Genomic DNA, 24958 nt, shown 5'->3' with positions numbered 1-24958 from the left:
GCCCCGGTGGGGCAGGGCGGTGGACTAGAAGCGCGCCTGGAGCATCGTGTTGAAGCCCAGCGCGTGCGGACGCTCGAAGCTCGGCTGCGCCACACCCGTCACGTCGTCCCGGAACGTGGTCCGGTTGGTGTCGTACGTGTAGTAGACCTCGCCGACGGCCGCGACGGAGTCGGACAGGTCCCAGCGGAACGTGGCCTTCGCGGAGTAGATGGGCTCCGCCTTGCACGCCGCGCCGCCGCGGCCGCACGTCTCCGGAAGGATGCTGAGCTGGTTCACGTCACGCACCACGACGGTGCGCGTGCCGATGAGGTTCTCCGGCGGGTTGTTGCCGCCCAGCACCGGCGTGGGGCTGCGGAACGAGGCTGGCTGCTGCACACCGATGATGAAGCCCGGCGTGAAGTGCAGCTTCGGCAGGTGGTAGTCCGCGCCCACCGCGAGGAACATCTCCGGCTTCAGCTCCGTGCCCTCCGGGAAGTCCTGGAACGGCGGGAAGCCCGGCACCTCGAACTGGATGAAGGACAGGCTGCGGTACAGGCCGAGGAGGCTGACGCGGAGCAGGTCGTACTTCGCGCGCGCCTGGAGGGCCACGGCGGTGGCGCCCTGCGGCTTGGTGGCGCCGAAGTCGTTGGGCTTCTCCAGCGTCTGCGACAGGTAGCTGCCTTCCAGCGACACGGTGTACGACAGGCCGCCCGGGTACCGCTCCGGCGCGAAGAAGCGCTGATAGATGTCCGGGTCGTTCTTGTAGAGCCGGAAGTCCACGCTGGTGCCGACGGGCACACCCACGTGGTAGACGATTTGTCCGGACACGCCCGCGGCGTTCACCGGAGCTTCCACGCCGAGCGTCGCCAGGCCGGGCACCAGGCCCTTCTGGAAGTAGCCGCCGCCCGCCTCGACGCGCAGCGTCTCCAGGATGTCCCAGCCCGCGCCGGCCATGAGGCCGTACTTGGTCTCTTCCTCGCGGATGAGCTCGTTCTGCATGAGCGCCGTCTTGCCGCCGACGTACGCGTACCAGTTGTCGCGGGTGATCTGCAGCTTGCCACCGGGCACGCCGTTGGTGGCGGCGCGGGTGGTGAACACGCCGCTGCCACCCCAGGAGATGCGGTACGCATAGCCCAGACGGAAACGGTCCGCCGACACCGGGAAGCCGACGAGCGAGATGCCTTCCTTCTCGCTCCAGCCCGGCGGCTGGTAGTTGAGGCGGATGTAGCTGGAGTTGTCGCGGATGTCGACGCCGCCCGACGGCCGCTCGAGCACCAGCAGCGTCAGCGCCGCTTCGGTCGTCAAGCCCTCGAAGAAGGCCGGTGCCCGCTTGTAGAGCACCACGTTCGACAGGGACTCGAAGCCGGAGAACCGGGTGTTGAAGTTGTCGTAGAACTGCGTGTTCTGGTTGCCGGCGCCGAACCGTGCATCGGGGCTGTTCGGCGTCGTCTCACCAGAGCCCGCGAGCACGTTGTCGTCCGCGAAGACGAACGACAGACGGGTGTCCACGAAGTCACTGGCCCACGCGGGCGCACTCAGGGAAATCAGGCCGGTCAGGGCCAGCTTCTGCAGCGTTTTCAATGTCCCTCTCCACGGAGCGGCCCCATGGACCGCTCCTCCCTGCTTCCCGTCACCGGGTCGCGAGAATCATCAGAAGACTACGGATTGACGCAAGGCCGGATCGGCTTCGGGCACTCCATGCCCGGGCCGGGGTAGCAGCAGATGTCGTCCACGTCGCGAGGCAGCACGTTCCACCGGGGGCGGGCGGCGCTCACTTGCCGCAGGTGGCCCACGACGTCGAAGGTGGCCGCATGCAGATTGCGGCACTGCTGGGCCGCCTCGGCGTTCGGGTCATCCTCGCGGCAGTCGGGAACCAAATCCGGAATCGCGTCCTTGGTGACCAGGTTGATGCGCGTGCGCGCGTCCGCCGCCACCTTGCAGGTGAGGGTGCCGTCCTCGCGGTTCTGGACGGAGGCGTACACGATGCCCTCACCCGCGGCCATGGTGTGCTGCAGCGGAGTCTGGGCCGCCAGCGCCACCGGCGTGCCGTTGGCGCCGAAGCGCACGTTGGCCGCCTTGTCACAGGACACGTTGACGCGCTGATCCCTGCTGAACGTGTCCGACTGGGCCCAGTTGACGACGGTGGGGTCGGCGTTGACGGTGGTGGTGAACGTCTGGATGCGCCCGGGGACGGACTCGTCCAGGCCCGCCGCGGCGGCGCCGGTGGGGTTCATCTCCACGACGAACTGGCCGAAGCCGTTGTACGTGTTGCGCTCGGCGCAGTGGACACCCGCGAACTGGCCAATGCCCATGGTGCAGTCGATGTTGCACTGCCGCTCGGCGATGTCCGGATCGTTCGGGTTGTCCGTGCCGCAGCTTCCCCACGTCCCCGCGCGGGTGTTGGGACAGAAGAAGGGGACGGTGCCGTTGCCGTTGGCGTCACAGTTGTGGAAGACGCGCGGGAACTTCACCCGGCTGAGCTTCACCAGTGACGACTCCAGGCTCTCCATCTTGTAGTTGCCGTAGCTGTAACCGCACAGCGGGTCCGTCATGTAGAGCGAACCGCTGTAGCCGCACAGTCGGCCGTTGATCTCCACCGGCGGGTTCAGCTTCAGGTACTTGTCCCACTCCGACTGGGGCAGCAGCCGGACGCGCTCGCGCGTCGTCCAGGCGGGGAAGGTGAGCTGCGTGGTGGCGGTGAACTCCTGCACGGAGCCGGACACCGACCACAGCAGGTCGCCCGGGTCGAGCCCCTCCGGGAAGGAGTAGTTGTAGATGTAGAGCGAGTTGAAGCGGCCGGGGTAGTAGCCGTCCGGCTCACCCGTCTGGATGTTGGCGCCCGGGACGCTGGTCTCGCCCACACGGCAGGCCGTCATGTCCGTGACGAAGAAGCCGCCCGGGTCCGTGCCCGTCACCAGCAGCGTCACCGGCTGCTTGTCGTTCGGGTCGCCCTCGGGGCAGTTCTGAAGCAGCGGCGGGCCAGCCTCCGGGTTGCGCCCGATGCGCATGTACGTCCCGGCGTACGCGGTGAGCTGATCGCTGTTCTGCGGAACCTGGACCGTGGAGATGGTCGGCTCCTCGAACTTCATCAGCCGAGACAGGCCGGTGGCGTTGGTGCGCGTCGCCGGCTCCTGGGGCAGCTCGCCGGGGATGACCTGCCCGTCGGCGTAATCCACCTGGGGCGGCTCGTCCTGCACCCAGACGTGGCTGTCGCCGTAGAGCTGGCCGGAGCGCACCGTGCCGGTGCCCCGGCCGTTGGTGAGCTGGGTCCAGCGATAGCGGTACTCGCCCATCAGGTTGCCCGGCACCGTGCGAAAGGACACCGGCCCATTGAACGACTCCATGGGCTGCCCCTTCGCGTCCAGGGCGAGAATCTCCACGTCGAAGTCCACCGGCGTTCGGGGCAGGGCCAGCCGGCAGTCCGCCGTGCCGCGAACCTCCAGCGGCACCTGGTTCTGGCCGCCGTGCGCGGTGGCGCACTCATTCACCACCGGCAGCGGGGTACGCGTGCCGCCGATGTAGATGCCCGTGAGGTTGACCCGGAACGAGGCGACGCCATCAGGCTGAGGCGTTTCCTGGGTGTAACAGCCGGCCGTCGCCAGGGCCGACAGGAAGAGAAGGCGCTTCATTTACTTCACCCTCCGGCCGATACGGGAATCCTCAACCGCGTCCGCGATGGACACGGAGGTGGGGTTCTCACAGAAGTTCCGCAGCTGGTTCGTCACCGTGCCGCAGATGGGGTTGTTGCCCGCCAGCACATCCCGGCAGTTGCAGCGGCCTGTGTACGGACCCTCCGGTACGTCGCACTGGCTCTGGATGTCCTCGGCCGTCAGGCCCGGCACGCCGCAGCGCTCCGCCGCGTCCGAGGGGAGCGACAGCAGATCCTTGCACTCGCAACTGCCCACCTGCTTGTCCAGCGCGGCCTTGAAGTCGGCGGCGGCGCGGCAGGCGCCCACCACCTGTTCGTTCACCGTCCAGCGGCCGTTGATGAGGTTGCCGCAGTAGTGGCCCGACTTCGACGTCTCGCGGCCCGCGAGGATGTCCTCGCAGGTGCAGAAGCCCTGCATGTAGCCGATGAGCGAGTCGCGCAGCGAGATGCCCGTCTCGATGCGGGTGGTGTTGCGCTTGAGGACGTTGAAGCCCGAGCCTCCCTTGGCGATGTAGTCGTTGACCGCGACCTTGTACGTGCCAGTGGCGTCCAGCGGCTTGCCGTTGATCTGGATGTTGGTGCCCGGGTGCGCGTAGCAACGGCCCACGCTGGCGTCGTTGCTCTGGTCCACCAGGCACTGCCACGGCGCATGACCCTGGCGGTCCTGGTTGGGGCAGTCCGCGCCGTTGAGCGCCGGGTTGCAGGCGATCTGCAGGTCGTTCACCTGCACCTGGGCGCAGTCCATGGTGAAGCGGGCGCCGGAGATCTGCGCCTGGCTGACGCAGCCGCGCTCCGCGGAGCGCTCGGTGACGAAGTCGAACAACTCCTGCATCTCCTTGCCGGAGAGATACATGATGTTGATGGTGTTCTCGAACGGGAACACGTTGAACATCGACTCCTGGCTCACCACGCCCGCGTAGAGGTTGTCGCGGATGCCCAGCGAGTTGGTGAGCGCCATCTCCGCCTCGACGCGGCGGCGCTTGCGCATGGAGTCCGCGGCGATGTTGCCCAGCGGCGAGTCACCACCCGTGGAGTTGTTGCGGCGCTGCACGTCGCGCGGCGCGTAGGAGAAGATGGACGTCAGCTGGAAGTTGAAGTCCATGCCCAGGATGTACGGCTGGAGCAGATGCGTGGTCATCCGGTCCTCCTGGTTCTTGCACGCCTGGATGGCCTGACGGACGCGCTCGTCGCGGAGGAACTGGCCCTCCTCCCAGAACACGCTGCTGTCGTGGCGGAAGCGGCGCATGGCGTCGTCGCACCACAGGGCGTCCATGGGGAACGCGCGGTAGTCCTGGCTGATGATTTCGCCGCCTTCACCGCTGCCGAGCACCTCGGGCATCTTCACCACCAGCTCCAGCCGGCCCACGTACTTGGCGAACGCGCCAGAGTGCGAGAGCACCACCTTGCGGCCCGCGGGGTCGGTGAGCAGCTGCGGCGGGTTGAGCACGACGTGCAGGTGGCCGCCCATCACCGCGTCCACGCCCACCACGCCGGGGATGCGCACGCGCACCACGGACTTGTCGTCCCCTTCGGGGCCGAACCACTCCAGCACCTGCCAGGGCTCCTTCTGGCGCTGCACGTAGGCCTTGGCGCGGGAGTACTCGTAATAGGCCTCGTAGCCCTGGATGACGTCCTGGTCCTCATGGAGGCCCAGGTGGCTGACCAGCACGATGAGGTCGGTGACGGGGCGCAGCAGGTCCACGTAGGCGCGCGCCACCTCGTTCTGCTCCAGCGGCGTCACCTGGAGGCTGTTGCCACCTTCGACGATGGAGTTGAGCGAGGAGATGTTGGCCATGCCGATGATGGCCACCCGGAGGCCCTTCACGTTGCGGATGGTGTACGGCTCCACTTCCAGGGCCGTCTGGTGGTTGCCGTTCGCCCGCCAGTCGTCCCAGAAGTAGTTGGCCGCCAGCAGCGGGAACGTCGCGTGCTGCTGCGCCATCTGGGTGAAGTTGAGGAGGCCCGCGTCGAACTCGTGGTTGCCCACGACGGCCGCGTCGAGCCGCGCTTCGGAGAGGAACTTGAACTCCACCTCGCCGGTGTTGAGGTTGAAGATGGGCGCGCCCTGGAAGCAGTCGCCCGAGTCCACGTGCAGCACACGTTCGCCCTGGGAGCGCTCGCGCTTGAGCAGCGCCCCCATGCGCGTGGCGCCGCCGAAGGGACCCGCTTCCGGGATGGTCCCCAGGTCCACGTCCGTCTTCAACGGCGTGAAGTCATAGGGGATGAGGCGCGAATGGATGTCCGAGGTATGAAGGAGCGTCAGACGCACCTCCTGCCCCTCGAGGTTGTAGTCCTGGCCTTCCAGCACCGGCATGCACGAAGCAGATGCCAGGGCGCAGCAGAGGCCGAGCAGGAGGCGACGCATCAAGAGAATTCCGTGTTTCGGGAGGGAGACAGCGGTAAAGCGGGCGCAAGGTACGGGATCAAGCTTTGTCGGGCAAGCAACGCCACCATGATGGGCCAGGTTCCTGCCATCGGCGTTCCTACTCCACAGGAGAGCAGGCGGACATGCGGCAGCGTCATTCCAGTGTGACTGACATCGAGATCATCGAGGATTTCTCGTCTTCTGCGAGGTGTGACGAGGGCTTTCTCAGGGTTCGGCGGCTGCGCTGCCGCAACCGGCGCGCGGATGGCTCTTCCTCTCCCGTATACCGGGTGGACGTGGTGGACCGGCCCCGGTTGGACGCGGTGGCGGTGCTCGTCTACCGCCGCGGCGCGTCAGGCCTGGAGGTCCTGACGCGGATGAACCTCCGGCCCGCGGCGTATTTCCGGAAGGACAGCCGGGACGCGATGACCGTTCCAGACCCTGCGTCTGGCTACTTGCGCGTGGAAGAAATCGTCGCGGGACTGCTGGAGCCGGAGGACAAGGGCGAGGAAGGCCTCCGTCGCCGCGCCGCGGCAGAGGTGCATGAGGAGGCCGGGTTCAACGTGAGGCCGGAGGACATCCGGCTGTTGGGCGGCGGCTTCTTCCTGGCGCCGGGCATCCTGTCCGAAAAGGTGTTTCCCGCCGCGGTGGACGTCACCGAGCTGTCACCCGAGGAGCCCGAAGGGGATGGTTCGCCTCTAGAAGAAGGCACGCAGCTGCACTGGCGCCCCATCCAGGACGTGTTGGACGCGTGCCGGCGCGGTGACATCCCGGATGCGAAGACGGAAGTCGCGTTGACGCGGCTGCTCGCCCTGCAGCCCTGAAGGGCGTGCATTGTTTTCGCACGGCCGCGTGCCGGGGTAGGGTGCGCGGCGTTCCGCAATCCACCGCAGAGGTTGCTGCATGTCGTCGCTGCCCCCCTGGCTGGCCCAGTTCCTGCCCATCCTCATCCTCCTGGGGGCCATCGGCCTCGTTCTCGCGCGCCTGCCCAAGGTGGAGCTGGGACACTCGGAGGCATTCAAGCGCCGCCGGTTCTTCAACTGGTTCCCGTTGGGCATGACGTACGCGTTCCTCTACATGGGGCGCTACAACCTCAACGTGGCCACCAGCGCCATGGGGGACCGCACCTCCAACGCGGACTTCGGCACCATCTTCGCGTGGGGCACCGCCGTCTACGGCGTGGCCTTCCTCCTCAATGGCCCGCTGACGGACAAGCTGGGGGGCCGGAAGACCATCCTGATGGCGGCCGCGGGTTCGGCGGTGGCGAACGTGGCCATGGGCGGCGTGGTGTACGCGGTGCTGACGCACAACTGGGCGCCGCCGGGCGGCCTGGTGGCGACGCTGTCGTTCCTCTACGCCGTCAACATGTACTTCCAGAGCTTCGGCGCGGTCTCCATCGTCAAGGTGAACGCGGCCTGGTTCCACGTGCGCGAGCGCGGCCTGCTGGGCGGCGTGTTCGGCATCCTCATCTCGCTGGGCATCTACTTCGCCTACGACTGGAGCCGGCTCATCGTGAAGGCGGCGCCCACGTACTGGGCGTTCTTCGTTCCCGCGGCCATCCTCGCTGTGTTCCTGGTGGTGGACTACTTCGTCATCCGCGACACGCCCAGCCACGCGGGCCATCCGGACTTCGACACCGCGGACGCGTCCTCCGGCGAGACGGGGCCTGCGTTGGGGGTGGCGGGCGTGCTGAAGCGCATGCTGACCAACCGCGCCATCATCATCATCCTCTGCATCGAGTTCTGCAGCGGCTTCATGCGCAACGCCATCATGCAGTGGTACCCCAAGTTCGCGAAGGCGACGGGAATTGCCGAGACGTTCGTCGCCGCCAACTGGGGCATGCTGCTGTGCGTGGCGGGCATCACCGGCGGCATGTTCGCCGGCGTCATCAGCGACCGCGTCTTCGACTCGCGCCGCGGCCCCGTGTCCGCCGTGCTCTATGCCGGCATGTCGGTGGGCGCCGTCATCTCCGTGTTCGTCCTGGAGAGCGTGGCCCTGGGCTGGACGGTCATCTTCATGTCCCTGTGTGTCATCGGCGTGCACGGCATGCTGTCCGGCACGGCCAGCATGGACTTCGGCGGGAAGAAGAACGCCGGCCTCGCGGTTGGCATCATCGACGGCGCCGTGTACGCGGGCACCGCGTTGCAGTCCATCCTGCTGGGTTCCATCCTGCCGATGGGGGATGTGGCGAAGACCGCCGCCAACTGGAGCAACTGGCCCTACGCCATGCTGCCGCTGTCCTTCCTCGGACTGCTGCTGGCCACGCAGGTGTGGAACGCCCGGCCGCAGCCGAAGTCCACGCCCGTGCCGGCCACGCTGCCGGTGCCCCCGGCGGCGCCAGCGAATCGGACCGGTACGGGCGGGTAATATCCGTGTGGCCCCAACGATGTGTGACGTTGGGGTCACTCCCCCGTGACAGGGATGTAGCGTAGACTCCCGGTGTGTCCCAGTTACCCGCACCCCTGCAGAGCCGCTTCGAGGTCCACGACCGGAAGCAGTTTGAGATCAAGCTCGAGTACCAGCCCTCCGGGGCGGATGAGACGCGCTACCTCGTGGAGGCGTATCTCTTCCTGCCGGGGAGCCTGAACATCGACGCGGAGACGTACCCGCGGGCGGACTTCTACGCGGACATCCACAACTACGTGCGCTTCAAGACGCCGGTGATGGCGGTGAACGAGCTGCTCAGCTCGGACACCTCGCCGCTGGTGCGCCTGGAGGCGTGGTTGCGCACGGGGATGGGGTCCGAGAAGGACGTCGTGTACCAGGCCAAGCTCCTGTCCTGCGTGCTGCGCGGCGCGCTGCGCCGCTTCGCCACCGGGGTGGAGTCGCGGTGCGAAGGCCCCGCGGCGCTGACCACGGACGCGTGCGCGGTGCTGGAGTCCGAGGTCCTGGCCATGCAGGCCGGTGTGACGCAGGTGCTGGCGCGCTTCCGCGTGTGGCTGCGCGCGGTGGGGGAGCTGCACCTGCAGGAGCGCTCGCGGGCGTCGCTGCGGCTGGTGGACGAGTACGTCAGCCTGCTGGTGGAGGGCGGCTTCCGGCGCTCGGTGGCGGACATGAAGTCGCTGCCCCGCGGCGAGCCGTGGCATGGGCTGCGCAAGGGGCTGATGGAGGCGGTGCTGCGGGAGGAGGCGTACCGCAAGGAGCACCGGCTGCGCAGCGTGCTCAGTCCCACGGGGGACAACGAGGAGTACATCCTCCGGCTGGGCTTCCTGAAGAAGTTCTGCATGAACGTGCTGTTCCTGTCGTCGAAGCGGCGGCAGAAGCGGCAGGGCTGGGAGGAGATGCTCTTCGCGCTGGCCGCGGGCATCGCCATGACGGTCGCCACCGCGGTGGCCTTCTGGGCGCAGGAGCGCTACGCGCAGGCCAGCCTCAACTTCTTCCTCATCCTCGTGGTGGGGTACATGGTGAAGGACCGCATCAAGGAGGGCCTGCGCCGGATGCTCAGCCGGGTGGCGGCCATGCACCTGGCGGACCGGACCACGGACCTGGTGGACCCCGTCACCGGGCGCGTCATTGGCGCGTGTGAGGAGCGGGTGGACTACGGGCCTTCGCTGAAGGTCCCGGACACGGTGGCGGCGCTGCGCCAGCGGGATGACTTCCTCACCGCGACGCAGGGCGAGCTGTCGGAGACGGTCATCCGCTACCAGAAGCAGATTGTCCTGGATGCGCGGCACCTGCCGCGCACGCAGCGCGGTCTGACAGGCGTGACGGACATCCTCCGCCTCAACGTGGAGCGCTTCCTGCGCGACATGGATGAGCCGGAGCTGGCGTTGGAGTACGTGGACCTGGCGGACCTGTCCGTGGGCCACATCCGCGGCACCAAGCGCTACCCGGTGGACATGGTGTTCCGCTTCACGGTGGTGGAGGAGGAGACGGACCGCAGCCAGGACTCCGTCCAGTTCGTGCGGCTGGTGCTGGACCGCAACGGCATCCAGCGCATGCAACGCTTCACGGACCCCGGCCCCGGAATGCCGCCCAGCCGTTCGGGGTGGAAGTCCGCGGCCTGAGGCGGGCCCGACGCTCCAGGCAGGGAGGGGGCGCATGACGCCCCGGGTGGAGGTTTCGGCGGCGCCCTGGCGCGCGCGGGGGTAATCTCCCCGGCGCACATGGCTTACGACGACTTCAAGAAGCGTATCCGCGACGACTGGCGTGACACCCTGCGTTCCATCCTGGGGCGTGCCCGCTCCCTGGGCTCCTCCGCCGTGCTGGCGTTCGACCTGGACTCCACCCTGTTCGACAACCGGCCCCGGCAGGCCCGCATCCTCCGGGAGTATGGTGTCGCCCGCTCGCTGGCCGTGCTGGCCGCTTGCGAGCCGCGCCACTGGGTGACGGGCTGGGACATGAAGGAGGCCATGCGCGCCTGCGGCCTGGAGGACGCCCTGGTGGAGTCCCACTTCGCCGAAGCCCGCCGCTTCTGGGCCGAGCGCTTCTTCACCAGCGACTACTGCGTGGACGACGAGGCCATCGACGGCGCGGCCAGCTTCACCCACGAGGTGGTGGCCACCGGAGCGAGGCTCGTCTACGTCACGGGCCGCCATGAGGCCATGCGGGAAGGCTCCGTCTCCTGCATGCGCCGTCACGGCCTGGTGCTGCCGGATGACGACCGCGTGCTCCTCGTGATGAAGCCCACGCTGGCCGAGGACGACGACGCCTTCAAGCGGGATGCGCACGTGCAACTGGGCCGCCTGGGGAGCGTGGTGGCTGCGTTTGACAATGAGCCCACGCACGCGAACGACTACCGGCGGAAGTTTCCAGAGGCCACCGTCATTCACCTGGCCACGGACCATTCGGGCCGACCGGTGGAGTTGCTGGATGGCGTCATTTCCGTCCCGCACTTCGCGCTGGGTTCCTGACGCACCGCGCCTGAAATAGACCTGGCGTGGACGGGGCTTGAAAGGCTTTGAAGTCCCACTGCCGCGCGGCTATTGAGTCGCTCGGCGTTTGCCGCCCCGGGAGTTCCGTGGGCGGCCAGCATGGAGGCATTCCGCAGTGGCCAGCCCGTACTCGAAAGAACTGCTGTTGGACATGTACCGGAAGATGTACCTCATCCGTCGCTTCGAGGAGCGCGCGGGTCAGCAGTACACGCTGGGGAAGATTGCCGGTTTCTGCCACCTCTACATCGGCCAGGAGGCCGTGGCGGTGGGACCGGTGGAGGCCCTGCGACCGGATGACTACATGCTCAGTGCGTATCGTGACCACGGCCAGCCGCTGGCCCGTGGCAGCGACGCGGGCATGGTCATGGCCGAGCTGATGGGCCGGGACACCGGCTACAGCAAGGGCAAGGGCGGCTCGATGCACATCTTCGACATCGAGCATCACTTCTACGGCGGCTACGGCATTGTCGGCGGCCAGATTCCCCTGGCGGCGGGCATGGCCTTCGCCAGCCGCTATCGCAACGAGGACCGCGTCACCGTCTGCTACTTCGGCGACGCGGCGGCCAGCCAGGGCGCCCTCCACGAGACGTTCAACATGGCGTCCAAGTGGAAGCTCCCGGTCATCTACATCTGCGAGAACAACCGCTACGGGATGGGCACGGCCATTTCCCGCGTCGCGGCGGTGCCGGAGATCTACAAGCGCGCCAGCGCCTACGACATGCGCGGCGAGCCGGTGGACGGCATGGACGTGCTGGCCATGTACGAGGCCGTCAAGGACGCCGCCGAGTACTGCCGCGCCGGCAAGGGCCCCGTGCTGCTCGAGGCCAATACGTACCGCTTCCGCGGCCACTCCATGGCCGACCCCGCCACCTACCGCACCAAGCAGGAGGTGGAGGATGAGCGCAAGGGCGACCCGATTCCGAAGCTGCGCGCCTACATCCAGAAGCAGGGGCTGGCCCAGGACGACGTCTTCGAGACCATCGAAGAGGAGGTCAATGCGCAGGTGGACCAGGCGGTGAAGTTCGCCGACGAGTCGCCCGAGCCCAGCCTGGACGAGCTGTGGCGCGACACCATCGTGGAGGAGGGCGAGGAGGACGTGCGCCCCCGCGAGCGCGTGCTGGGGCAGAAGGTGAACTGGCCGACGTACCCCAGTGGCAAGGAGCTGAAGGTGACGTGGGACCTGGAGCCGCGCGAGCAGGCCGAGGCGGCCGACAAGAAGGCGGGCCTCGTCCGCTAGGCGCGCGCTGACCTGTCTACCAACCCTTTTTCGAGTTCGAGTCGGAGCCGACGATGCCCGAGTTGATGTACCGCGAGGCGCTGAACCAGGCGCTCGCCGAGGAAATGGAACGCGACGCCAACGTCTATCTGATTGGCGAGGAAGTGGGCCGCTACAACGGCGCCTTCAAGGTGTCGCAGGGACTGCTGGACAAGTTCGGGAGCGCGCGCATCATCGACGCGCCCATCGCCGAGCTGGGCTTCACCGGCCTGAGCGTGGGCGCGGCCATGGTGGGCTTGCGCCCCGTGGTGGAGATGATGACCTGGAACTTCGCGATTCTCGCGATGGACCAGATCGTCAACAACGCGGCCAAGCTGCGGCACATGTCCGGTGGCCAGCTGCGCTGCCCCATCGTCTTCCGCGGTCCGGGCGGCGCTGGCGGCCGGTTGTCCAGCCAGCACAGCCAGGCGCTGGAGGCCAACTACGCGCACTTCCCGGGCCTGAAGGTGATTGCGCCCGCCACGCCCGCGGATGCGAAGGGAATGCTCAAGGCCGCCATCCGGGACGAGAACCCGGTGATCATGTTCGAGGGCGAGCGGCTCTACGCCATCAAGGGTGAGGTGCCGGAAGGCGAGCACGTCGTGCCGCTCGGCAAGGCGGACGTGAAGCGCGAGGGCTCCGACGTCACCATCATCACCTGGAGCCGCATGTACTACTTCTGTATGCAGGCGGCCGAGGAGTTGGCGAAGGAGGGCATCAGCGCGGAGGTCCTGGACCTGCGCACGCTGCGGCCCCTGGATGAGGAGGCCATCCTGGCGAGCGTGCGCAAGACGAACCGCGCCGTCATCGTGGAGGAGGGCTGGGCGCTCGCCGGCGTGGGCGCGTCCGTGGTGGACATCATCCAGTCGAAGGCGTTCGACGACCTGGACGCGCCGGTGGAGCGCGTCACGGGCCTGGACGTCAACATGTCCTATGCAGCGAACCTGGAGAACGCGACCCAGCCGGACGCACCGAAGATCATCGCCGCGGTGAAGAAGGTGCTGTACCGCGAGGGAGCTTGAACGCGTATGGCCATTCCCATCCAGATGCCGAGCCTGTCCCCGACGATGACGGAGGGGAAGATCGTCAAGTGGCTCAAGAAGCAAGGGGACAAGGTGTCCTCCGGCGATGCCGTGGCCGAGGTGGAGACGGACAAGTCCAACCTCGAAATCGAGGCCTACGACGACGGGTACCTGCTGCAGGTGCTCGTCGGCGAGGGCGAGATGGCCAAGGTGGGCGCGCCCATCGCCTATATCGGTGCGAAGGGTGAGAAGGTGGGCGCCGGCAAGCAGGCCGCGCCCGTCGCCGCGCCTCCTGCGCAGAAGCCCCAGCCGGCGCCCGTGGCCCCCGCGCCGCAGGCCGCCGCGAAGCCCGCGTCGTCGGGCGGCGGTGACAACCGCATCGCCATCCAGATGCCGAGCCTGTCCCCGACGATGACGGAGGGGAAGATCGTCAAGTGGCTCAAGAAGCAGGGGGACAAGGTGTCCTCCGGCGAGGCCGTGGCCGAGGTGGAGACGGACAAGTCCAACCTCGAAATCGAGGCCTACGACAACGGCACCCTGGCGGAGATCGTCGTCGGGGAGAACCAGATGGCCAAGGTGGGGGCGCCCATCGCGTACCTCACCGCGAAGGGTGCCAAGGCGGCCCCGGCTGCTCCGGCGGCGCAGCCCAAGGCACCTGCCCCGGCTCCCGAGAAGCCGGCGGCGGCGAAGCCTGCGGCGGCTCCGGCCCAGGTGGGGGGCCGGCGGCTCCGCGCCAGCCCCGTGGCGAAGCGAATCGCGCGCGAGAAGGGGCTGGACCTCACCCAGGTGAGTGGCTCCGGTCCGTCTGGCCGCGTGGTGAAGCGCGACATCGAGGAGGCGCTCGCCCGTGGACCGGCGGTGGCTCCTGCCGCGAAGAAGGCCCCGGCCGCGCAGCCCGCTCCGGGCGTGCGTCCCGAGCCGACCGTGCTCCCCCTCACGTCCATGCGCAAGGTCATCGCGCAGCGGATGACGGAGGTGAAGCCCGGCGTGCCTCACTTCTACCTCACCATCGAGGTGGACATGGAGGCGGCGTCGAAGGTGCGCGAAGAGGCGAAGGCGATGGACCTCAAGGTCTCCGTCAACGACCTCATCGTGAAGGCCGTGGCCATGGCGGTGCGCCGCTACCCGAAGATCAACGTCTCGCTGCAGGGCGACAAGGTCGTCCAGTTCCACAGTGTGGACGTGGGCATCGCGGTGGCGCTGGAGGAAGGCCTCATCACGCCCATCCTCCGGGATGCGGACCAGAAGGGCCTGCAGGCCATCGCGTCGGGCGTGCGTGAGCTGGCGGAGCGCGCTCGCAAGCGCGCCCTCAAGCCGGAGGAGTACACCGGCGGCTCCATCACCGTCAGCAACCTGGGCATGTTCGGCATCGACCAGTTCGTCGCCGTCATCAACCCGCCGCAGGCCTCCATCCTCGCGGTGGGTGCCGTCTCCGAGAAGGCGGTGGTGCGCGATGGTCAGCTGACGGTCCGGAAGATGATGACGGCGACGCTGTCGTGCGATCACCGCGTCATCGACGGTGCCATTGGCGCCGAGTTCCTGCGCGAGCTGCGCGGGCTGCTCGAGCACCCCACGCGGCTGCTGTTCTAGGCCGTCCGGTTGCCCCGCTCCGCGCGCCCGTCCTGGGGCGCGCGAGGGCGGGGCAGGGCCCGGATGGTCCCTTGTTACTTGCGCGTCGGCTCCTTGCGGCCGTGCGCCTCCTGCTCCAGCTTGCGCTGCGTCTGCGTCACGCTTGCCTGGCGCTCGCGTGACGTCCCGGTCGGCAGCTCGTTCTCCTCATCATCCGAGCGACCGCGGATGCCGGGCCAGGGCTCTGGGTGCGTGCCCTCCACATGCTCGATGCGCTCCGCATAGCCGTTGTCTCCGGCTGCGTTGTGCTTCGTCTCCTCGGATTTACCCTTGTTGTCCGCCATGCTGTGTCCTCCCAAGCAGGTGCCGTGCGGCACACTTCGTGGCGGTAACGGTGGGACGTGTACCGCGTGCTGACCACCCACGAGCGGGTTGCACGGCCCGTCCCCCTGCCTGCTCCTCGAGCGCGAAAAAACGTCGGCGGCCGTGGGCGTTCGCTGCTTAACTTGCGTTCAATGAACGACGACATGACACGCGAACGGCTTGCCCAGGGTGTGTCGGAGTTGGAGTCGCGCGGAGGCCCGCCGCTGCCGCTGGCGGAATCGCTGCACAAGGCGCTCGACGGCGCCGTCTTTCCGCTGTCCGCGCGGCAGTTGACCTGGGTAGCCCGTGAGAACGAGGCCCCGGCCCTGGTGCTCTCGCTCCTGGGTTCGCTTCCCCGGGCCAGCTTCGGCTCCGTGGACGCGGTGGCCCGGGCGCTGGAAGGCGACCTGGAGGCCACGGTTCCGCAACAGTCGGCTTCTACGCGCTGACACGACCCCTGGACGGAGAGGGGCTCTCCGGAAGGCGCGGCGCGTCAGGCGTTTGCCCTATCCTGGTGGTGCGCGCGGTACCCAGCAGATCGCGAAGGGGGTGAGGCGCTATCCTAGGCCTTACCAGCCTGGCCCCCTTCATGGGACGCTGGCCAGGAGGAGCGTCATGAACCCGTCTGAACTCCCCGCGGTCCTCTACGTCGACGATGACGCGCTGAACCTCCGGGTCTTCGACGCGAACTTCGGGCAGCGCTTCCGCATCTTCCGCAGCTCCTCGCCCAGCGAGGCGTTGGCGCTCCTGGAGCAGCGCCGAGGCGAGATTGGCGTCATCCTCTCCGACCAGCGGATGCCGGGCATGACGGGCGTGGAACTGCTGGAGCGGGCGCGCACGATTGCTCCGGACGCCAAGCGCATGCTCGTCACGGCCTACGCTGACATGCAGGCCGTCATCGACGCCGTCAACCGCGGCCAGGTGACGCGCTACTTCGTCAAGCCGTGGGACCGGACGGAGCTCCAGGCCGCACTCGATGACGCGCTCAAGATTGCCCGACTGGAGCTGCGCATCCGCGAGGTGGAAGGGCGCATGATGAAGTCCGAGCGCCTGGCCACCCTGGGGCAGGTGACGGCGGGCATCGCGCACGAGCTGATGGGGCCGGTGGGCTACCTGTCGCAGAACGTGGCGTCGCTGCAGCGAGACCTGGGCAGCGTCATCCAGTACGTGTCGCGGCACCTGCAGACGGACCCGGACTCCGCCGTGGCGGAGACGGTGGAGGACCTGCCCGCCCTCATCAAGGACCTGGCGGACGGCGCCGAGCACCTGCGGCAGGTGGCGCTGGGGCTGCGAGCCCAGGCCCGCGGTGAGGACCTGGAGGCCACGGCGGACGTCGCGGAAGTGGTGTCCTTCGCGGTGAAGCTGGCGCGCGCCGAGGTGCGGGAGCGGGCGCGGCTGACGAGCAACGGCGAGCCCGTGCGCGTCACCTTCGGCCCGGTGAAGCTGTGCCAGGTGCTGCTCAACCTCATCGTCAACGCGGCGCAGGCCATGGGGACCACGGGACGTCCCGGGCGCATCGAAGTCCGGTGGACAACGACTCCCGACGACGTGGTGCTCACGGTGGCGGACAACGGCTGCGGCATTTCCATGGAGCTGCAGGAGCGCGTCTTCCAACCCATGTTCACCACCAAGCCCGTGGGCGTGGGAACCGGACTGGGTCTGTCCATCTGCCGGGAGCTCGTCACGCAGTTCGGCGGCAGCCTCCGGTTGTCCTCCACGCCAGGGGAGGGCACCGAAATCGAAATCACCCTCCGGCGAGCCCCGCTCCCCTGAGTCCAAACGCGTTGCTGAGCATGCGCCACACGCGGTGCAGCGCCTGCGTCTCCGAGGCGCGGATGGCCTCCACCAGCACCGCGCGGCGCAGCGGGCCCTCCGCATTCTCTGGCGCGTACTCCACCACCAGCGCGTAACGGGGACCGGGGCGCTCCACCATGTGGACGGCCCGCACCGCGTCGAAGGGCACCACCGCCGCGCGGGTCGCGCCCGGTGACCAGGCCAGTTGCTCCAACCGCAAGGACTCGGTGCGGAAGTGCAGGACGAAGCGCCGGCGGCCCAGCCGGGACTCCATCTTGAGGGACAGCCCCACCAGGGCCGCCGCGAGCAGGCCCAGGCCGAAGGCCGCCGTCGTTCCTTCCCGGACTCCCACCAGGACGGCGGCGCCCACCGCGCACCCCAGTCCTACGCCGACGAGCAATCCAGGCAGGGCGCGCCGCTCCCAGGGTGGCGGTAGGGATTCGCCCACCAGCCGGCCGCCGTCATAACGCAGCCGCACGTCGCCCAGCCGCCCGGGTACCCGGTTGTCCTGCAATGCGTCTTGAAAGCTCGTCACACCTTGAGCATAGCGGGCCTCAAATGCGGGCTTCGTAGTTGGAAGTGAGCTGTGCGAATCTCCGCGGCCATGGAGTTCCCGTTCGAAACCGGTGAGGGTGAAGGAGGGGAAGGGGGGACGCTCGCCTCGACGGTGCTGGTGGTGGATGACGAGCCCGTCGTGCTGGACATCTGTGCCCGCCTTCTGGAGCGAGATGCCGACCTGGTGGTGACGCTGGCCGCGAGCGCGGAGGAAGCCCTCCCGTTGCTGGCCGAGCAGCGCTTCGACGTCCTGGTGACGGACAAGAATTTGCCCGGCAGGGGCGGCGTGGAGCTCATCGCCGAGGCGCGCCGTCTCCAGCCGTCCCTGGAAGCGGTGATGATTACCGGCTACGCCAGCTCCGAAAGCGTCGTCGCCGCCTTCGCCGCGGGCGCCAGTGACTACATCCTCAAGCCTTTTGACGACTTGCGGGTGTTGCGCGCCAAGGTGCGCGCCGCCCTGGAGCGCCGGACGGCGGGCCTGCTCGTGCGTGAGCAGGCCCGGGAGGTGGCTCGCGAGGCCGCGGCCCTCCTGGCCTCCGGACAGGACGCGCCGGAGCTCGCCTACGAGGCCCTGGAGGCTGAGCTACGAGCCTACGAGGAAGCGGTGCGCCTGGGCCTCAATGGCCGCGTGGCCGTCGTGGGCAGCGCGAACACCGTCACCGTTCTTCAGGACGCTGGCTTCGAGACGGTGGAGTTGCCGCCCTATGCCCCCGAACTGGAGCGCGTGGACGTCGTCATCGTGGAGACGGGCGACCCCCAGTGGCGCACGCTGGCCGAGCGCCTTCAGCACAGACAGCCCGACGTGCTGCTGCTCGCCAGTCCCCAGGCAGACCTGGGGGATTTGTTGGAGGCGATTACGCTGCGAATGGACCTGGTGGGCTTCGGCACCAGCCAGGGCGCCGTCGCGCTGCCGGAGAAGGTGCGCATGTTGCTGCTGCGCCGGGGCGTACAGCGGGCGCAAGATCGGCTCGCCGCGGCGCTCGCCGCCTTCCGGCAGAGCATCGCCGCGCCGTTGCCCTGAAGTCCCCGTTGAACCGTGAGTAGGAACGCGCGGGGCCGCGCCTTGAAAGAGGCGCCGGGCCCCACGGAGGGTCGTCTCGCGCCACCAGGCTCTAGCCCGCAAAGCGAAACGCCCACCTTCTTTTCAGAAGGTGGGCGTCTCAGTGTGACCCTGCCGGGATTCGAACCCGAGTTTGAGCCGTGAGAGGGCTCCGTCCTAACCGCTAGACGACAGGGCCGATACTTGTTTCAACCGCTGCTAACTGCCCGCGATTTCTACCTTTTTTCGTCTGCCCTCGTCAACCCTTTTGTTTCGTCCTGCTCAGGTTGCTTCGGACCAACGAGCACTGCAACTGCGAGACTACGAGCTGGGGAACTAGGATTCGAACCTAGATAAGCAGAGTCAGAGTCTGCTGTCCTGCCGTTAGACGATTCCCCAAGGACCTGCTCGACCGCGGCGCTTCTCTACCAACACCACTTCGGGACTGCAACAACTTCGGTGCGGCGTTTACTTCTTCCTGCTCTTCGTCGTCTCCGGCTTCTTGGCGGGCTTGGCTGCCTGCTGGGTCGGGACGATGTAGATGCGAACTTCGTCGTTCGCCTCGTAAATATTCAGCCCCGCGAAGTTCTTCCCCGAGGGGTTGCTGATGTGAACCGCCTTGACGCCCGGCTGGTTCACGATCTGCCGGCGAGGGTAACCGCTCGTCGAGTAGACCGCGCGGTAATACTCCAGCGTGCCATCGAAATCCCTGGGCGACCGGTAGCGATTCTCACCGACCCGCTTGGACCCATCCGGCAGCTGCGCGCCATTGATGACTTCGGCGCCCGCTGAAACCGCCCAGAGCGCCACCAGCGCCGCTCCGAGCGGGCGCGCCTTATAGAAACCGCGTTTCAGGCTGTCAAGGGCACGCATCATGGGTCCGAAAGATAGGGGCCTGCGCTGCCGACGTCCACCGCTACCTGCGCCTGGGGGCTCAACCGCGCGTCAGCGCCGCGTCGATGCGCAGCAGGGATTCGTCGCGGCCTACCAGCACCAGCGTCTCACCGATGCCCGGGCTGGTGGTGTTGCCGGTGAGTGCCACGCGGATGGGCTGCGCCACCTTGCCCATGCCGACGCTGGAGGCCTCGCTCACCTGCTTCACCACGCCGTCCAGCGCCTCCACCGACCACTCCGGCAAAGCGGCGAGCGTCTCGCGCACCTTGCGCAGCAGGTTGAGGGACTCTCCGGAGAGGTGCTTGGTGGCGGCCTTCTCGTCCAGGGTGATGCCGGAGCGGAAGTAGACGTTGGCCGCGGTGGTGGCGATGTCTTCCAAGGTGTTGGAGCGCTCGCGCAGCGTGCGCACCAGCGTCTCCAGCCGCGGGTCGCCCTTCGCCTGGATGCCCTTCGCCTCCAGGAAGGGGAGCAGCCGCTCCACCACGGTCTCCACCGGCAGTTGCTTCATCCACTGCTGGTTGAGCCACAGCAGCTTCTCCGGGTTCCACACGCCGGAGGTGGTGCCCACGTCGCTGAAGTCGAACCACTCGAGCATCTGCTCGCGGCTGATGACCTCGTCGTTGCCGTGGCTCCAGCCCAGGCGGATGACGAAGTTGAGCAGCGCCTCCGGCATGACGCCGTTGCGCTTGTGCACCATCACGTCCGCTTCCGGGTGCTTGCGCTTGGACAGCTTCTCTCGGTCCGGGCCCAGGATGAGCGGCAGGTGGGCGAAGTCGGGAGGCGTCCAGCCCAGCGCCTGGTACAGCATGAGCTGCGGGAAGGTGGAGTTGACGTGCTCCTGGCCGCGCGCGACCAGGGTGATGTCCATCAGGTGGTCATCAATGACACACCCGAAGTTGTACACGGGGATGCCGTCCGCCCGCATCATGACCCAGTCATCCAGGTCGCTGTGCGTCTTGGTGATGGTGCCCAGCGCCTTGTCGGTGAAGGACACGGAGCCGTCACCCGCGGGCATCTTGAAGCGGATGACGGCGTCCGCGGCGTTGCGGCCGGCGGGGGGCTCGGTCCGCTCACGGCAGGTGCCCGGGTACTTGAACGCGCCGCCCGCCTTCTCCGCCACCTGCCGCTGCGCGTCGAGGTCCTCCTTCGTGCAGTAGCACCGGTAGGCCTTGCCCTCGGCGATGAGCTGGTCGGCGTGCTTGCGGTAGGTGTCCAGCCGCTGCATCTGGAAGTAGGGGGCGTAGGGGCCTTCCTTCCCGGGGCCCTCGTCCCAGTCGATGCCCAGCCAGTTCAGCCCGTCCAGGATGGCCTGCACCGACTCCGGGGTGGAGCGGCCCTGGTCCGTGTCCTCCATGCGAAGGACGAAGGTGCCGCCATGGCGCCGCGCCTGGAGAAAGTTCATCAGCGCCGTACGGGCACCGCCAATGTGAAGGTAGCCGGTAGGCGAGGGAGCGAAGCGGACGCGAAGGGCAGGAGGCATACGGGCGCGCGGATTAGCAGGGCGAGGATGGAGGGTCAACGCGGAGGGGCATTCCTGGAGTAAGTTGGATGGCCAGGGAGAACTCGTATGTCGATTCGTCAGGTAGTTCGCACGTTGCTCCTGGCTGTCCTCCTGGTGGGCGTGCCCGCGACCGCCACCACCCAGCTCCGCGTGGACCTGTCCGGGCTCGCGGTAGGCGCGGACACCGTGGTCCACGGTGTCGTCCGGCGCGTGGAGAGCCGCTGGAGCGGCGACAAGATGCGCATCCTCACCGACGTTGAAATCCAGGTGACGGAGTCGCTCAAGGGCCAGCCTGGGAGCACGGTGCTCGTCACCCAGCCCGGGGGGCGCATGGGGGACATTGGCCAGGTGGTGCACGGCCTGGCGTCCTTCACGCCGGGCGAGGAGGTGGTGGTCTTCCTGCAGAAGCGCGGCCCCCGTGCGTTCCGCGTCTCCGACATGGCGCAGGGGAAGTTCCAGGTGAAGCGTGAGGGAAAGGCGGCGCTGGCCGTCCCGGAGCCCACCGAGTCGCAGCTGTTGGACCCTGTCACCCGAAAGCCGGCCGCGTCCGCGCTCCAGCCCATGACGCTGGCGGAGCTGAAGGCCGCCATCCGTGAAGCCCTTGGGGAGCAGAGGCCGTGATGCCGCTCACGCCCCTGATGTTGGCCCTGGCCCTGGGCCAGGTGGACCCCTACGTCCGCAGCCGTGTCGATGTGGGTGACACGGGCACGCAGTGCCTCTACTGGACGTCCAATCGCGTCGTCTGGAACCAGAGCACCTACGGCAACCCGGACACGGCGGGTGACTCCGAGTTCGACGCGATTCGCGCCTCCTTCCAGAGCTGGCAGGACATCTTCGCCGAGTGCGGCAACCTCACGTTGGTGGAAGGCCCGCGCGTGGACGAACGCCAGGTGGGCTACCGGCGCCAGGGAGCCAATACCAACCTGGTGCTGTTCCGGACCCGGGACTGCAACGCCGTGGTGCCCGCGAGCGATGCGTGCTGGGCAGACGACACGTGTGCCAACACGCATGACTGCTGGGATGACGACGACAACACCATCGCCATCACCCTCACCACGTACGACGAGCGCTCGGGCATCATCTACGACTCGGACATCTCCTTCAACGCGGCGCGCTTCTCCTTCACGACGGCGAACGGCGGCATGTGCGTCCCGCCGGTGACGACCCACTGCGTGGCCACCGACGTGCAGAACACCGCCACGCACGAGGTCGGCCACCTCATCGGTCTGGACCACACGCGTGCCACCGGCTCCACCATGAACCCCAGCGCGCCGCCGGGAGAGGTGTCCAAGCGCGTGGTGGACTCGGGCTCGCGCGGCTTCGTCTGTGACGCCTACCCCCAGGGGCAGGCCAGCCAGTCGTGCCTCCACCCGGTGACGTCCATCGAACTGGGGCCCAAGGCTGGCGGCTGCGCCGCGGCGGGGCCGGGTGGGGCGCTGTCGCTGGTGGCCGTCTGGTCGCTGTGGCTGGCGCGCCGCCGCCGTCGCGAGGAGGCGGTCCAGTGAGGAAGGCGCTGGCGCTCGCGGCCGCGTGCCTGGCCACCTCCGCTCAGGCGCAGATGGAGGAGGAGCCGTCCTACCGTCGCACCGTGGTGCCCAGGCACCCGCTGTGCCTGGTGTGGCCGGTGCGTGAGTATGTCTACCACCTGGATGCGGCGGGCAGCGCGCGCACGCCTGGAGACTCCGAGGTGGCGGCCATCGAGGCGTCCTTCGACTCGTGGCGGGACGTCTCCGACGGGTGCAGCGACTACCGGTTCACCCGGGGCGAGGACCGGCGAGCGCCCATCGCCGTGGGCTACGACGAGACGCGTCCTCGGGAGAACTACAACATCATCACGTTCCGGGAGACGTCGTGCCACGAGGTGGCCCCGGCGGATGATGCGTGCTGGACCGAAGAGACGTGCGGCAACGTCTACCAGTGCTGGGAGCACCCGCCTGGGACCATCGGCCTCACCACGTCCACGTTCTCCTATCGCGACGGGCGGGTGTTGGACTCGGACATCGAGCTGAACGCGTCCCAGCCGGCACAGGGCTACGGCTTCCTCTTCACCACGGTGGATTCTCCGGTGTGTGAAGGCGAGCACTCGGTGGACTGCGTGGCCACGGACATCCAGAACACCATGACGCACGAGATTGGCCACGTGGTGGGGCTGGACCATGTCTTCGTCCCGGGCGCCACCATGGAGGCCACCGCGCCGCCGGGGGAAACGCGCAAGCGTGTCATCGACCCGGGGTCGGCCGCCGGGTTCTGTGACATCTACCCGCGTCACCTGCCGCCCACCCAGTGCTTCGTGCGGGAGGGGGCGGGGTTTGCGTTGAAGGCGGACGGCCGGGGCAGCGGCTGCGCTGCGGCGCCGGGACCGGTGGCGCTGGGGCTGGCCGCGCTCGTCCTGACGCGTGTGCGGCGGCGTGCGGTCCGCGCTGCGGCGCCCCACCGGCGGGGTTAAGGTTCTGGCGTGGCTGTCGCATTCTTTGACCTGGACAAGACGCTCATCGCCGCCAACTCGGGCTCGCTGTGGATTCGCCGCGAGCTCGAGCTGGGGCACATCTCCCGCTTCCAGGCGCTGCGCGCCAGCCTCTGGATTGCGCGCTACCACCTGGGCTTCGTGTCCATGCAGGACGCCGTCGCGCGCGCGATTTCCCAGCTCGCCGGTACGCCCGCGAAGCCGCTCCAGGAGCGCACCGCCGTGTTCTACGAGGAGCAGGTGCGGCCGCTCTATCGGCCCGGGGCCTGGGCCGTGCTGGACGCTCACCGGCGCGCCGGTGAGCGGCTCGTCCTGCTGACGTCGTCCACGGGCTATCTGTCGGAGCTGGTGGCGCGGGAGCTGGGACTGGACGCGGTGCTGTGCAACCGCTTCGAGGTCGATGGCGCGGGCCTCCACACCGGACGCGCCCTGGGCACCATCTGCTTCGGAGAGGGCAAGCGCGTCTGTGCCGAGGCCTATGTGCGCGAGGCGGGCGTGGCACTGTCGGCATGCGCCTTCTACACCGATTCGTATTCGGACCTGTCGGTGATGGAGGTGGTGGGGCGGCCGGTGGCCGTCCACCCGGACCACCGGCTGCGGCGCCACGCCCGGAAGCGGGGCTGGCCGGTGGTGGACTGGGGCGTGCCGCCCGGCGGCGATGTGCCGTCCGTTCCTCCCGCGCCTCCCGTGGTGCCCTCCACCGGACCCTGATGCGCGCTGGGGCCGGCGGGGGCGGTCAGGGATGCATCCTCAGCGGCGCGGTGCCACCAGGCGCATGCTGAAGGTGTAGTCCACGTTCACCGGGTAGCCCTTGTAGACAATGGGCTTGTAGGTCCGGGACGTGAGGGCATCGAGCACCGCGCGCTCCATGTGGGCCACGGACTTGATGGTCCGGCACTTCTCCACGCGGCCCTGCTGGGTGATGGTGCAGCGGACAATCATCACGCCGCTCGACTTCGCGGCCATCGCTTCGCGCGTGTAGATGATGTCCTTGCCCTGGTCGACCATCTCCGGGCGAGGCATGTCCTCGTTGTAGGGGAGCACGTCGCCACGCGCGGAGGCCACCGCCGCGGTGGGGAGGACCGGCAGCGCGAGCCCGGTCGCCGAGCCCTTGGCCGGAGCCGCGTCGGCTGCCGCGGCCGTGGCGCCACCGACGGCCGCCGCGACAGGGAGCTCCGTGGCGGGCGAGGCCGTGGGGGCGAGCATCACCGGCGCGGACATGCCGCCCGGCGTGGCCACCGGCTCGACTTCCTCCGCCGTCTCATCCGCGCTCACGGAGGCCACCTCGACGTGCCGGCTGCCGCCCGCGCCGCCCCGGCGCTTCTGCAGCTTCTGCGACAGCACCACCTCGCCGGTACCGCCCGTGACGACGGTCTCCATCTGGTAGCCCTCCATCGCGAAGGTCAGCTCCACCGTGACGGAGCCATCCTGTCCCGACGGAATCTCCAGGGTGAAGGGCGTGACGCCTCGCTCCTTGCCCCGGTAGAAGACGCGGGCGCCGGAGGGCTGGCTCATCAGCTTGAAGCGGACCTTGCCCGCATTCGCGGCGGCAGCGGGTTCGGCGGCCGGCTCCGCGGCGGGGGCGGCGGCGACAGGCGCGGGGGCCTCCGTCTGGGGCGCGGGGGCCGGTGGTGC

22 protein-coding genes and 2 tRNA genes are annotated in these 24958 nt (G+C 68.3%); 14 read left to right on the top strand and 10 right to left on the bottom strand.

From position 1 onward, the window contains the following. Positions 1–24: 24 nt before the first annotated feature. The 3 genes from HNV26_RS16170 to HNV26_RS16160 form a co-directional block, all read right to left on the bottom strand. Positions 25–1560: a hypothetical protein gene (locus HNV26_RS16170; RefSeq protein WP_171442287.1), complete on the bottom strand. Its 1536-nt coding sequence runs from the start codon at positions 1558–1560 to the stop codon at positions 25–27. A gap of 77 nt (positions 1561–1637) precedes the next feature. After that, positions 1638–3608 carry a single stranded DNA-binding domain-containing protein gene (locus tag HNV26_RS16165; protein WP_171442286.1) on the bottom strand — a complete coding sequence of 657 codons (1971 nt, stop codon included), beginning with the start codon at positions 3606–3608 and terminating at the stop codon, positions 1638–1640. After that, positions 3609–5993, bottom strand: coding sequence for a bifunctional metallophosphatase/5'-nucleotidase (locus tag HNV26_RS16160; RefSeq protein WP_171442285.1), 2385 nt, complete (start codon positions 5991–5993; stop codon positions 3609–3611). Positions 5994–6136: 143 nt separating this feature from the next. Here HNV26_RS16160 and HNV26_RS16155 point away from each other — a divergent pair, with 143 nt between their 5' ends. The 7 genes from HNV26_RS16155 to HNV26_RS16125 all read left to right on the top strand — a co-directional run bounded on the left by HNV26_RS16155 (position 6137) and on the right by HNV26_RS16125 (position 14734). Continuing rightward, positions 6137–6817 carry an NUDIX hydrolase gene (locus tag HNV26_RS16155; protein ID WP_171442284.1) on the top strand — a complete coding sequence of 227 codons (681 nt, stop codon included), beginning with the start codon at positions 6137–6139 and terminating at the stop codon, positions 6815–6817. A 79-nt stretch (positions 6818–6896) separates the two neighbouring features. Further along, positions 6897–8360: an MFS transporter gene (locus tag HNV26_RS16150; protein WP_171442283.1), complete on the top strand. Its 1464-nt coding sequence runs from the start codon at positions 6897–6899 to the stop codon at positions 8358–8360. Positions 8361–8434: 74 nt separating this feature from the next. Then, positions 8435–10000: a hypothetical protein gene (locus HNV26_RS16145; protein WP_171442282.1), complete on the top strand. Its 1566-nt coding sequence runs from the start codon at positions 8435–8437 to the stop codon at positions 9998–10000. Positions 10001–10099: 99 nt separating this feature from the next. Further along, positions 10100–10846, top strand: a complete 747-nt coding sequence (locus HNV26_RS16140; protein WP_171442281.1) for an HAD family hydrolase — start codon at positions 10100–10102, stop codon at positions 10844–10846. A gap of 136 nt (positions 10847–10982) precedes the next feature. Further along, positions 10983–12104: a pyruvate dehydrogenase (acetyl-transferring) E1 component subunit alpha gene (pdhA, locus tag HNV26_RS16135; protein ID WP_171442280.1), complete on the top strand. Its 1122-nt coding sequence runs from the start codon at positions 10983–10985 to the stop codon at positions 12102–12104. A gap of 53 nt (positions 12105–12157) precedes the next feature. Beyond that, positions 12158–13144, top strand: a complete 987-nt coding sequence (locus tag HNV26_RS16130; RefSeq protein ID WP_171442279.1) for a pyruvate dehydrogenase complex E1 component subunit beta — start codon at positions 12158–12160, stop codon at positions 13142–13144. A 6-nt stretch (positions 13145–13150) separates the two neighbouring features. Continuing rightward, on the top strand, positions 13151–14734 hold the full coding sequence (locus HNV26_RS16125) for a pyruvate dehydrogenase complex dihydrolipoamide acetyltransferase (protein ID WP_171442278.1): 1584 nt from the start codon (positions 13151–13153) through the stop codon (positions 14732–14734). A 74-nt stretch (positions 14735–14808) separates the two neighbouring features. On the opposite strand, the gene HNV26_RS16120 is transcribed toward HNV26_RS16125, so the two are convergent. Further along, positions 14809–15057, bottom strand: coding sequence for a hypothetical protein (locus tag HNV26_RS16120; RefSeq protein WP_090489079.1), 249 nt, complete (start codon positions 15055–15057; stop codon positions 14809–14811). Positions 15058–15228: 171 nt separating this feature from the next. Between HNV26_RS16120 and HNV26_RS16115 the strand changes: the two genes are divergently transcribed. Together HNV26_RS16115 and HNV26_RS16110 are read left to right on the top strand one after the other, a co-directional pair. Continuing rightward, entirely contained in the window at positions 15229–15525 is a 297-nt protein-coding gene (locus HNV26_RS16115) for a DUF2795 domain-containing protein (protein ID WP_253816655.1), read from the top strand. A gap of 166 nt (positions 15526–15691) precedes the next feature. Beyond that, positions 15692–16849: a sensor histidine kinase gene (locus HNV26_RS16110; RefSeq protein ID WP_171452828.1), complete on the top strand. Its 1158-nt coding sequence runs from the start codon at positions 15692–15694 to the stop codon at positions 16847–16849. Here the strand turns inward: HNV26_RS16110 and HNV26_RS16105 are convergent. Next, the gene (locus tag HNV26_RS16105; RefSeq protein ID WP_171442277.1) at positions 16821–17405 is read right to left on the bottom strand and encodes a hypothetical protein; all 585 of its coding nucleotides are present in this window, start codon (positions 17403–17405) and stop codon (positions 16821–16823) included. The genes HNV26_RS16110 and HNV26_RS16105 overlap by 29 nt on opposite strands. Before the next feature lie 69 nt (positions 17406–17474). On the opposite strand from HNV26_RS16105, the gene HNV26_RS16100 reads away from it, so the two are divergent. After that, complete coding sequence (locus HNV26_RS16100) at positions 17475–18446, top strand: response regulator (protein WP_216612380.1); 972 nt, start codon at positions 17475–17477, stop codon at positions 18444–18446. 145 nt (positions 18447–18591) lie between these two features. Here HNV26_RS16100 and HNV26_RS16095 read toward each other — a convergent pair. The 4 genes from HNV26_RS16095 to gltX form a co-directional block, all read right to left on the bottom strand. After that, positions 18592–18663: transfer RNA gene (locus HNV26_RS16095), tRNA-Glu, on the bottom strand. Between the two features lie 129 nt (positions 18664–18792). Continuing rightward, a tRNA-Gln gene (locus HNV26_RS16090) sits at positions 18793–18863 on the bottom strand. A 69-nt stretch (positions 18864–18932) separates the two neighbouring features. Next, positions 18933–19340, bottom strand: coding sequence for a hypothetical protein (locus HNV26_RS16085; RefSeq protein ID WP_011552742.1), 408 nt, complete (start codon positions 19338–19340; stop codon positions 18933–18935). 58 nt (positions 19341–19398) lie between these two features. Then, positions 19399–20838 carry a glutamate--tRNA ligase gene (gene gltX / locus HNV26_RS16080; protein ID WP_171442275.1) on the bottom strand — a complete coding sequence of 480 codons (1440 nt, stop codon included), beginning with the start codon at positions 20836–20838 and terminating at the stop codon, positions 19399–19401. Positions 20839–20925: 87 nt separating this feature from the next. Here gltX and HNV26_RS16075 point away from each other — a divergent pair, with 87 nt between their 5' ends. Genes HNV26_RS16075 through HNV26_RS16060 form a run of 4 tightly spaced genes read left to right on the top strand, consistent with a single transcriptional unit; the run spans position 20926 to position 24034 of the window. Further along, entirely contained in the window at positions 20926–21480 is a 555-nt protein-coding gene (locus HNV26_RS16075; protein WP_171442274.1) for a hypothetical protein, read from the top strand. Beyond that, the gene (locus HNV26_RS16070; RefSeq protein ID WP_171442273.1) at positions 21477–22364 is read left to right on the top strand and encodes a myxosortase-dependent metalloprotease, MXAN_2677/MXAN_2678 family; all 888 of its coding nucleotides are present in this window, start codon (positions 21477–21479) and stop codon (positions 22362–22364) included. The genes HNV26_RS16075 and HNV26_RS16070 overlap by 4 nt, the downstream gene beginning before the upstream one ends. Continuing rightward, positions 22322–23305: a myxosortase-dependent metalloprotease, MXAN_2677/MXAN_2678 family gene (locus tag HNV26_RS16065; protein WP_171442272.1), complete on the top strand. Its 984-nt coding sequence runs from the start codon at positions 22322–22324 to the stop codon at positions 23303–23305. Before HNV26_RS16070 ends, HNV26_RS16065 begins: the two co-directional genes overlap by 43 nt. A 9-nt stretch (positions 23306–23314) precedes the next feature. Continuing rightward, positions 23315–24034 carry an HAD family hydrolase gene (locus HNV26_RS16060; protein ID WP_171442271.1) on the top strand — a complete coding sequence of 240 codons (720 nt, stop codon included), beginning with the start codon at positions 23315–23317 and terminating at the stop codon, positions 24032–24034. Positions 24035–24073: 39 nt separating this feature from the next. Here HNV26_RS16060 and HNV26_RS16055 read toward each other — a convergent pair. Continuing rightward, positions 24074–24958: energy transducer TonB (locus HNV26_RS16055; protein WP_171452827.1), on the bottom strand; the 885-nt coding region annotated here is incomplete at its 5' end.

It is taken from the genome of Myxococcus xanthus (genome assembly GCF_013116825.1).
GTDB lineage: Bacteria > Myxococcota > Myxococcia > Myxococcales > Myxococcaceae > Myxococcus > Myxococcus xanthus_B.
The sequence above is the reverse complement of the archived record's forward strand: the minus strand, read 5'-3'. Positions and strand labels throughout refer to the sequence as shown.

Bases quoted from the DNA above. Each gene is read 5' to 3' on its own strand.
- HNV26_RS16100 (WP_216612380.1), top strand. From the start codon at position 17,475: ATGGAGTTCCCGTTCGAAACCGGTGAGGGTGAAGGAGGGGAAGGGGGG.
- HNV26_RS16110 (WP_171452828.1), top strand. From the start codon at position 15,692: ATGAACCCGTCTGAACTCCCCGCGGTCCTCTACGTCGACGATGACGCG.
- HNV26_RS16115 (WP_253816655.1), top strand. From the start codon at position 15,229: ATGAACGACGACATGACACGCGAACGGCTTGCCCAGGGTGTGTCGGAG.
- HNV26_RS16130 (WP_171442279.1), top strand. From the start codon at position 12,158: ATGCCCGAGTTGATGTACCGCGAGGCGCTGAACCAGGCGCTCGCCGAG.
- HNV26_RS16150 (WP_171442283.1), top strand. From the start codon at position 6,897: ATGTCGTCGCTGCCCCCCTGGCTGGCCCAGTTCCTGCCCATCCTCATC.
- HNV26_RS16155 (WP_171442284.1), top strand. From the start codon at position 6,137: ATGCGGCAGCGTCATTCCAGTGTGACTGACATCGAGATCATCGAGGAT.
- HNV26_RS16075 (WP_171442274.1), top strand. From the start codon at position 20,926: ATGTCGATTCGTCAGGTAGTTCGCACGTTGCTCCTGGCTGTCCTCCTG.
- HNV26_RS16165 (WP_171442286.1), bottom strand. From the start codon at position 3,608: ATGAAGCGCCTTCTCTTCCTGTCGGCCCTGGCGACGGCCGGCTGTTAC.
- HNV26_RS16120 (WP_090489079.1), bottom strand. From the start codon at position 15,057: ATGGCGGACAACAAGGGTAAATCCGAGGAGACGAAGCACAACGCAGCC.
- gltX (WP_171442275.1), bottom strand. From the start codon at position 20,838: ATGCCTCCTGCCCTTCGCGTCCGCTTCGCTCCCTCGCCTACCGGCTAC.
- HNV26_RS16140 (WP_171442281.1), top strand. From the start codon at position 10,100: ATGGCTTACGACGACTTCAAGAAGCGTATCCGCGACGACTGGCGTGAC.
- HNV26_RS16160 (WP_171442285.1), bottom strand. From the start codon at position 5,993: ATGCGTCGCCTCCTGCTCGGCCTCTGCTGCGCCCTGGCATCTGCTTCG.
- HNV26_RS16085 (WP_011552742.1), bottom strand. From the start codon at position 19,340: ATGATGCGTGCCCTTGACAGCCTGAAACGCGGTTTCTATAAGGCGCGC.
- HNV26_RS16125 (WP_171442278.1), top strand. From the start codon at position 13,151: ATGGCCATTCCCATCCAGATGCCGAGCCTGTCCCCGACGATGACGGAG.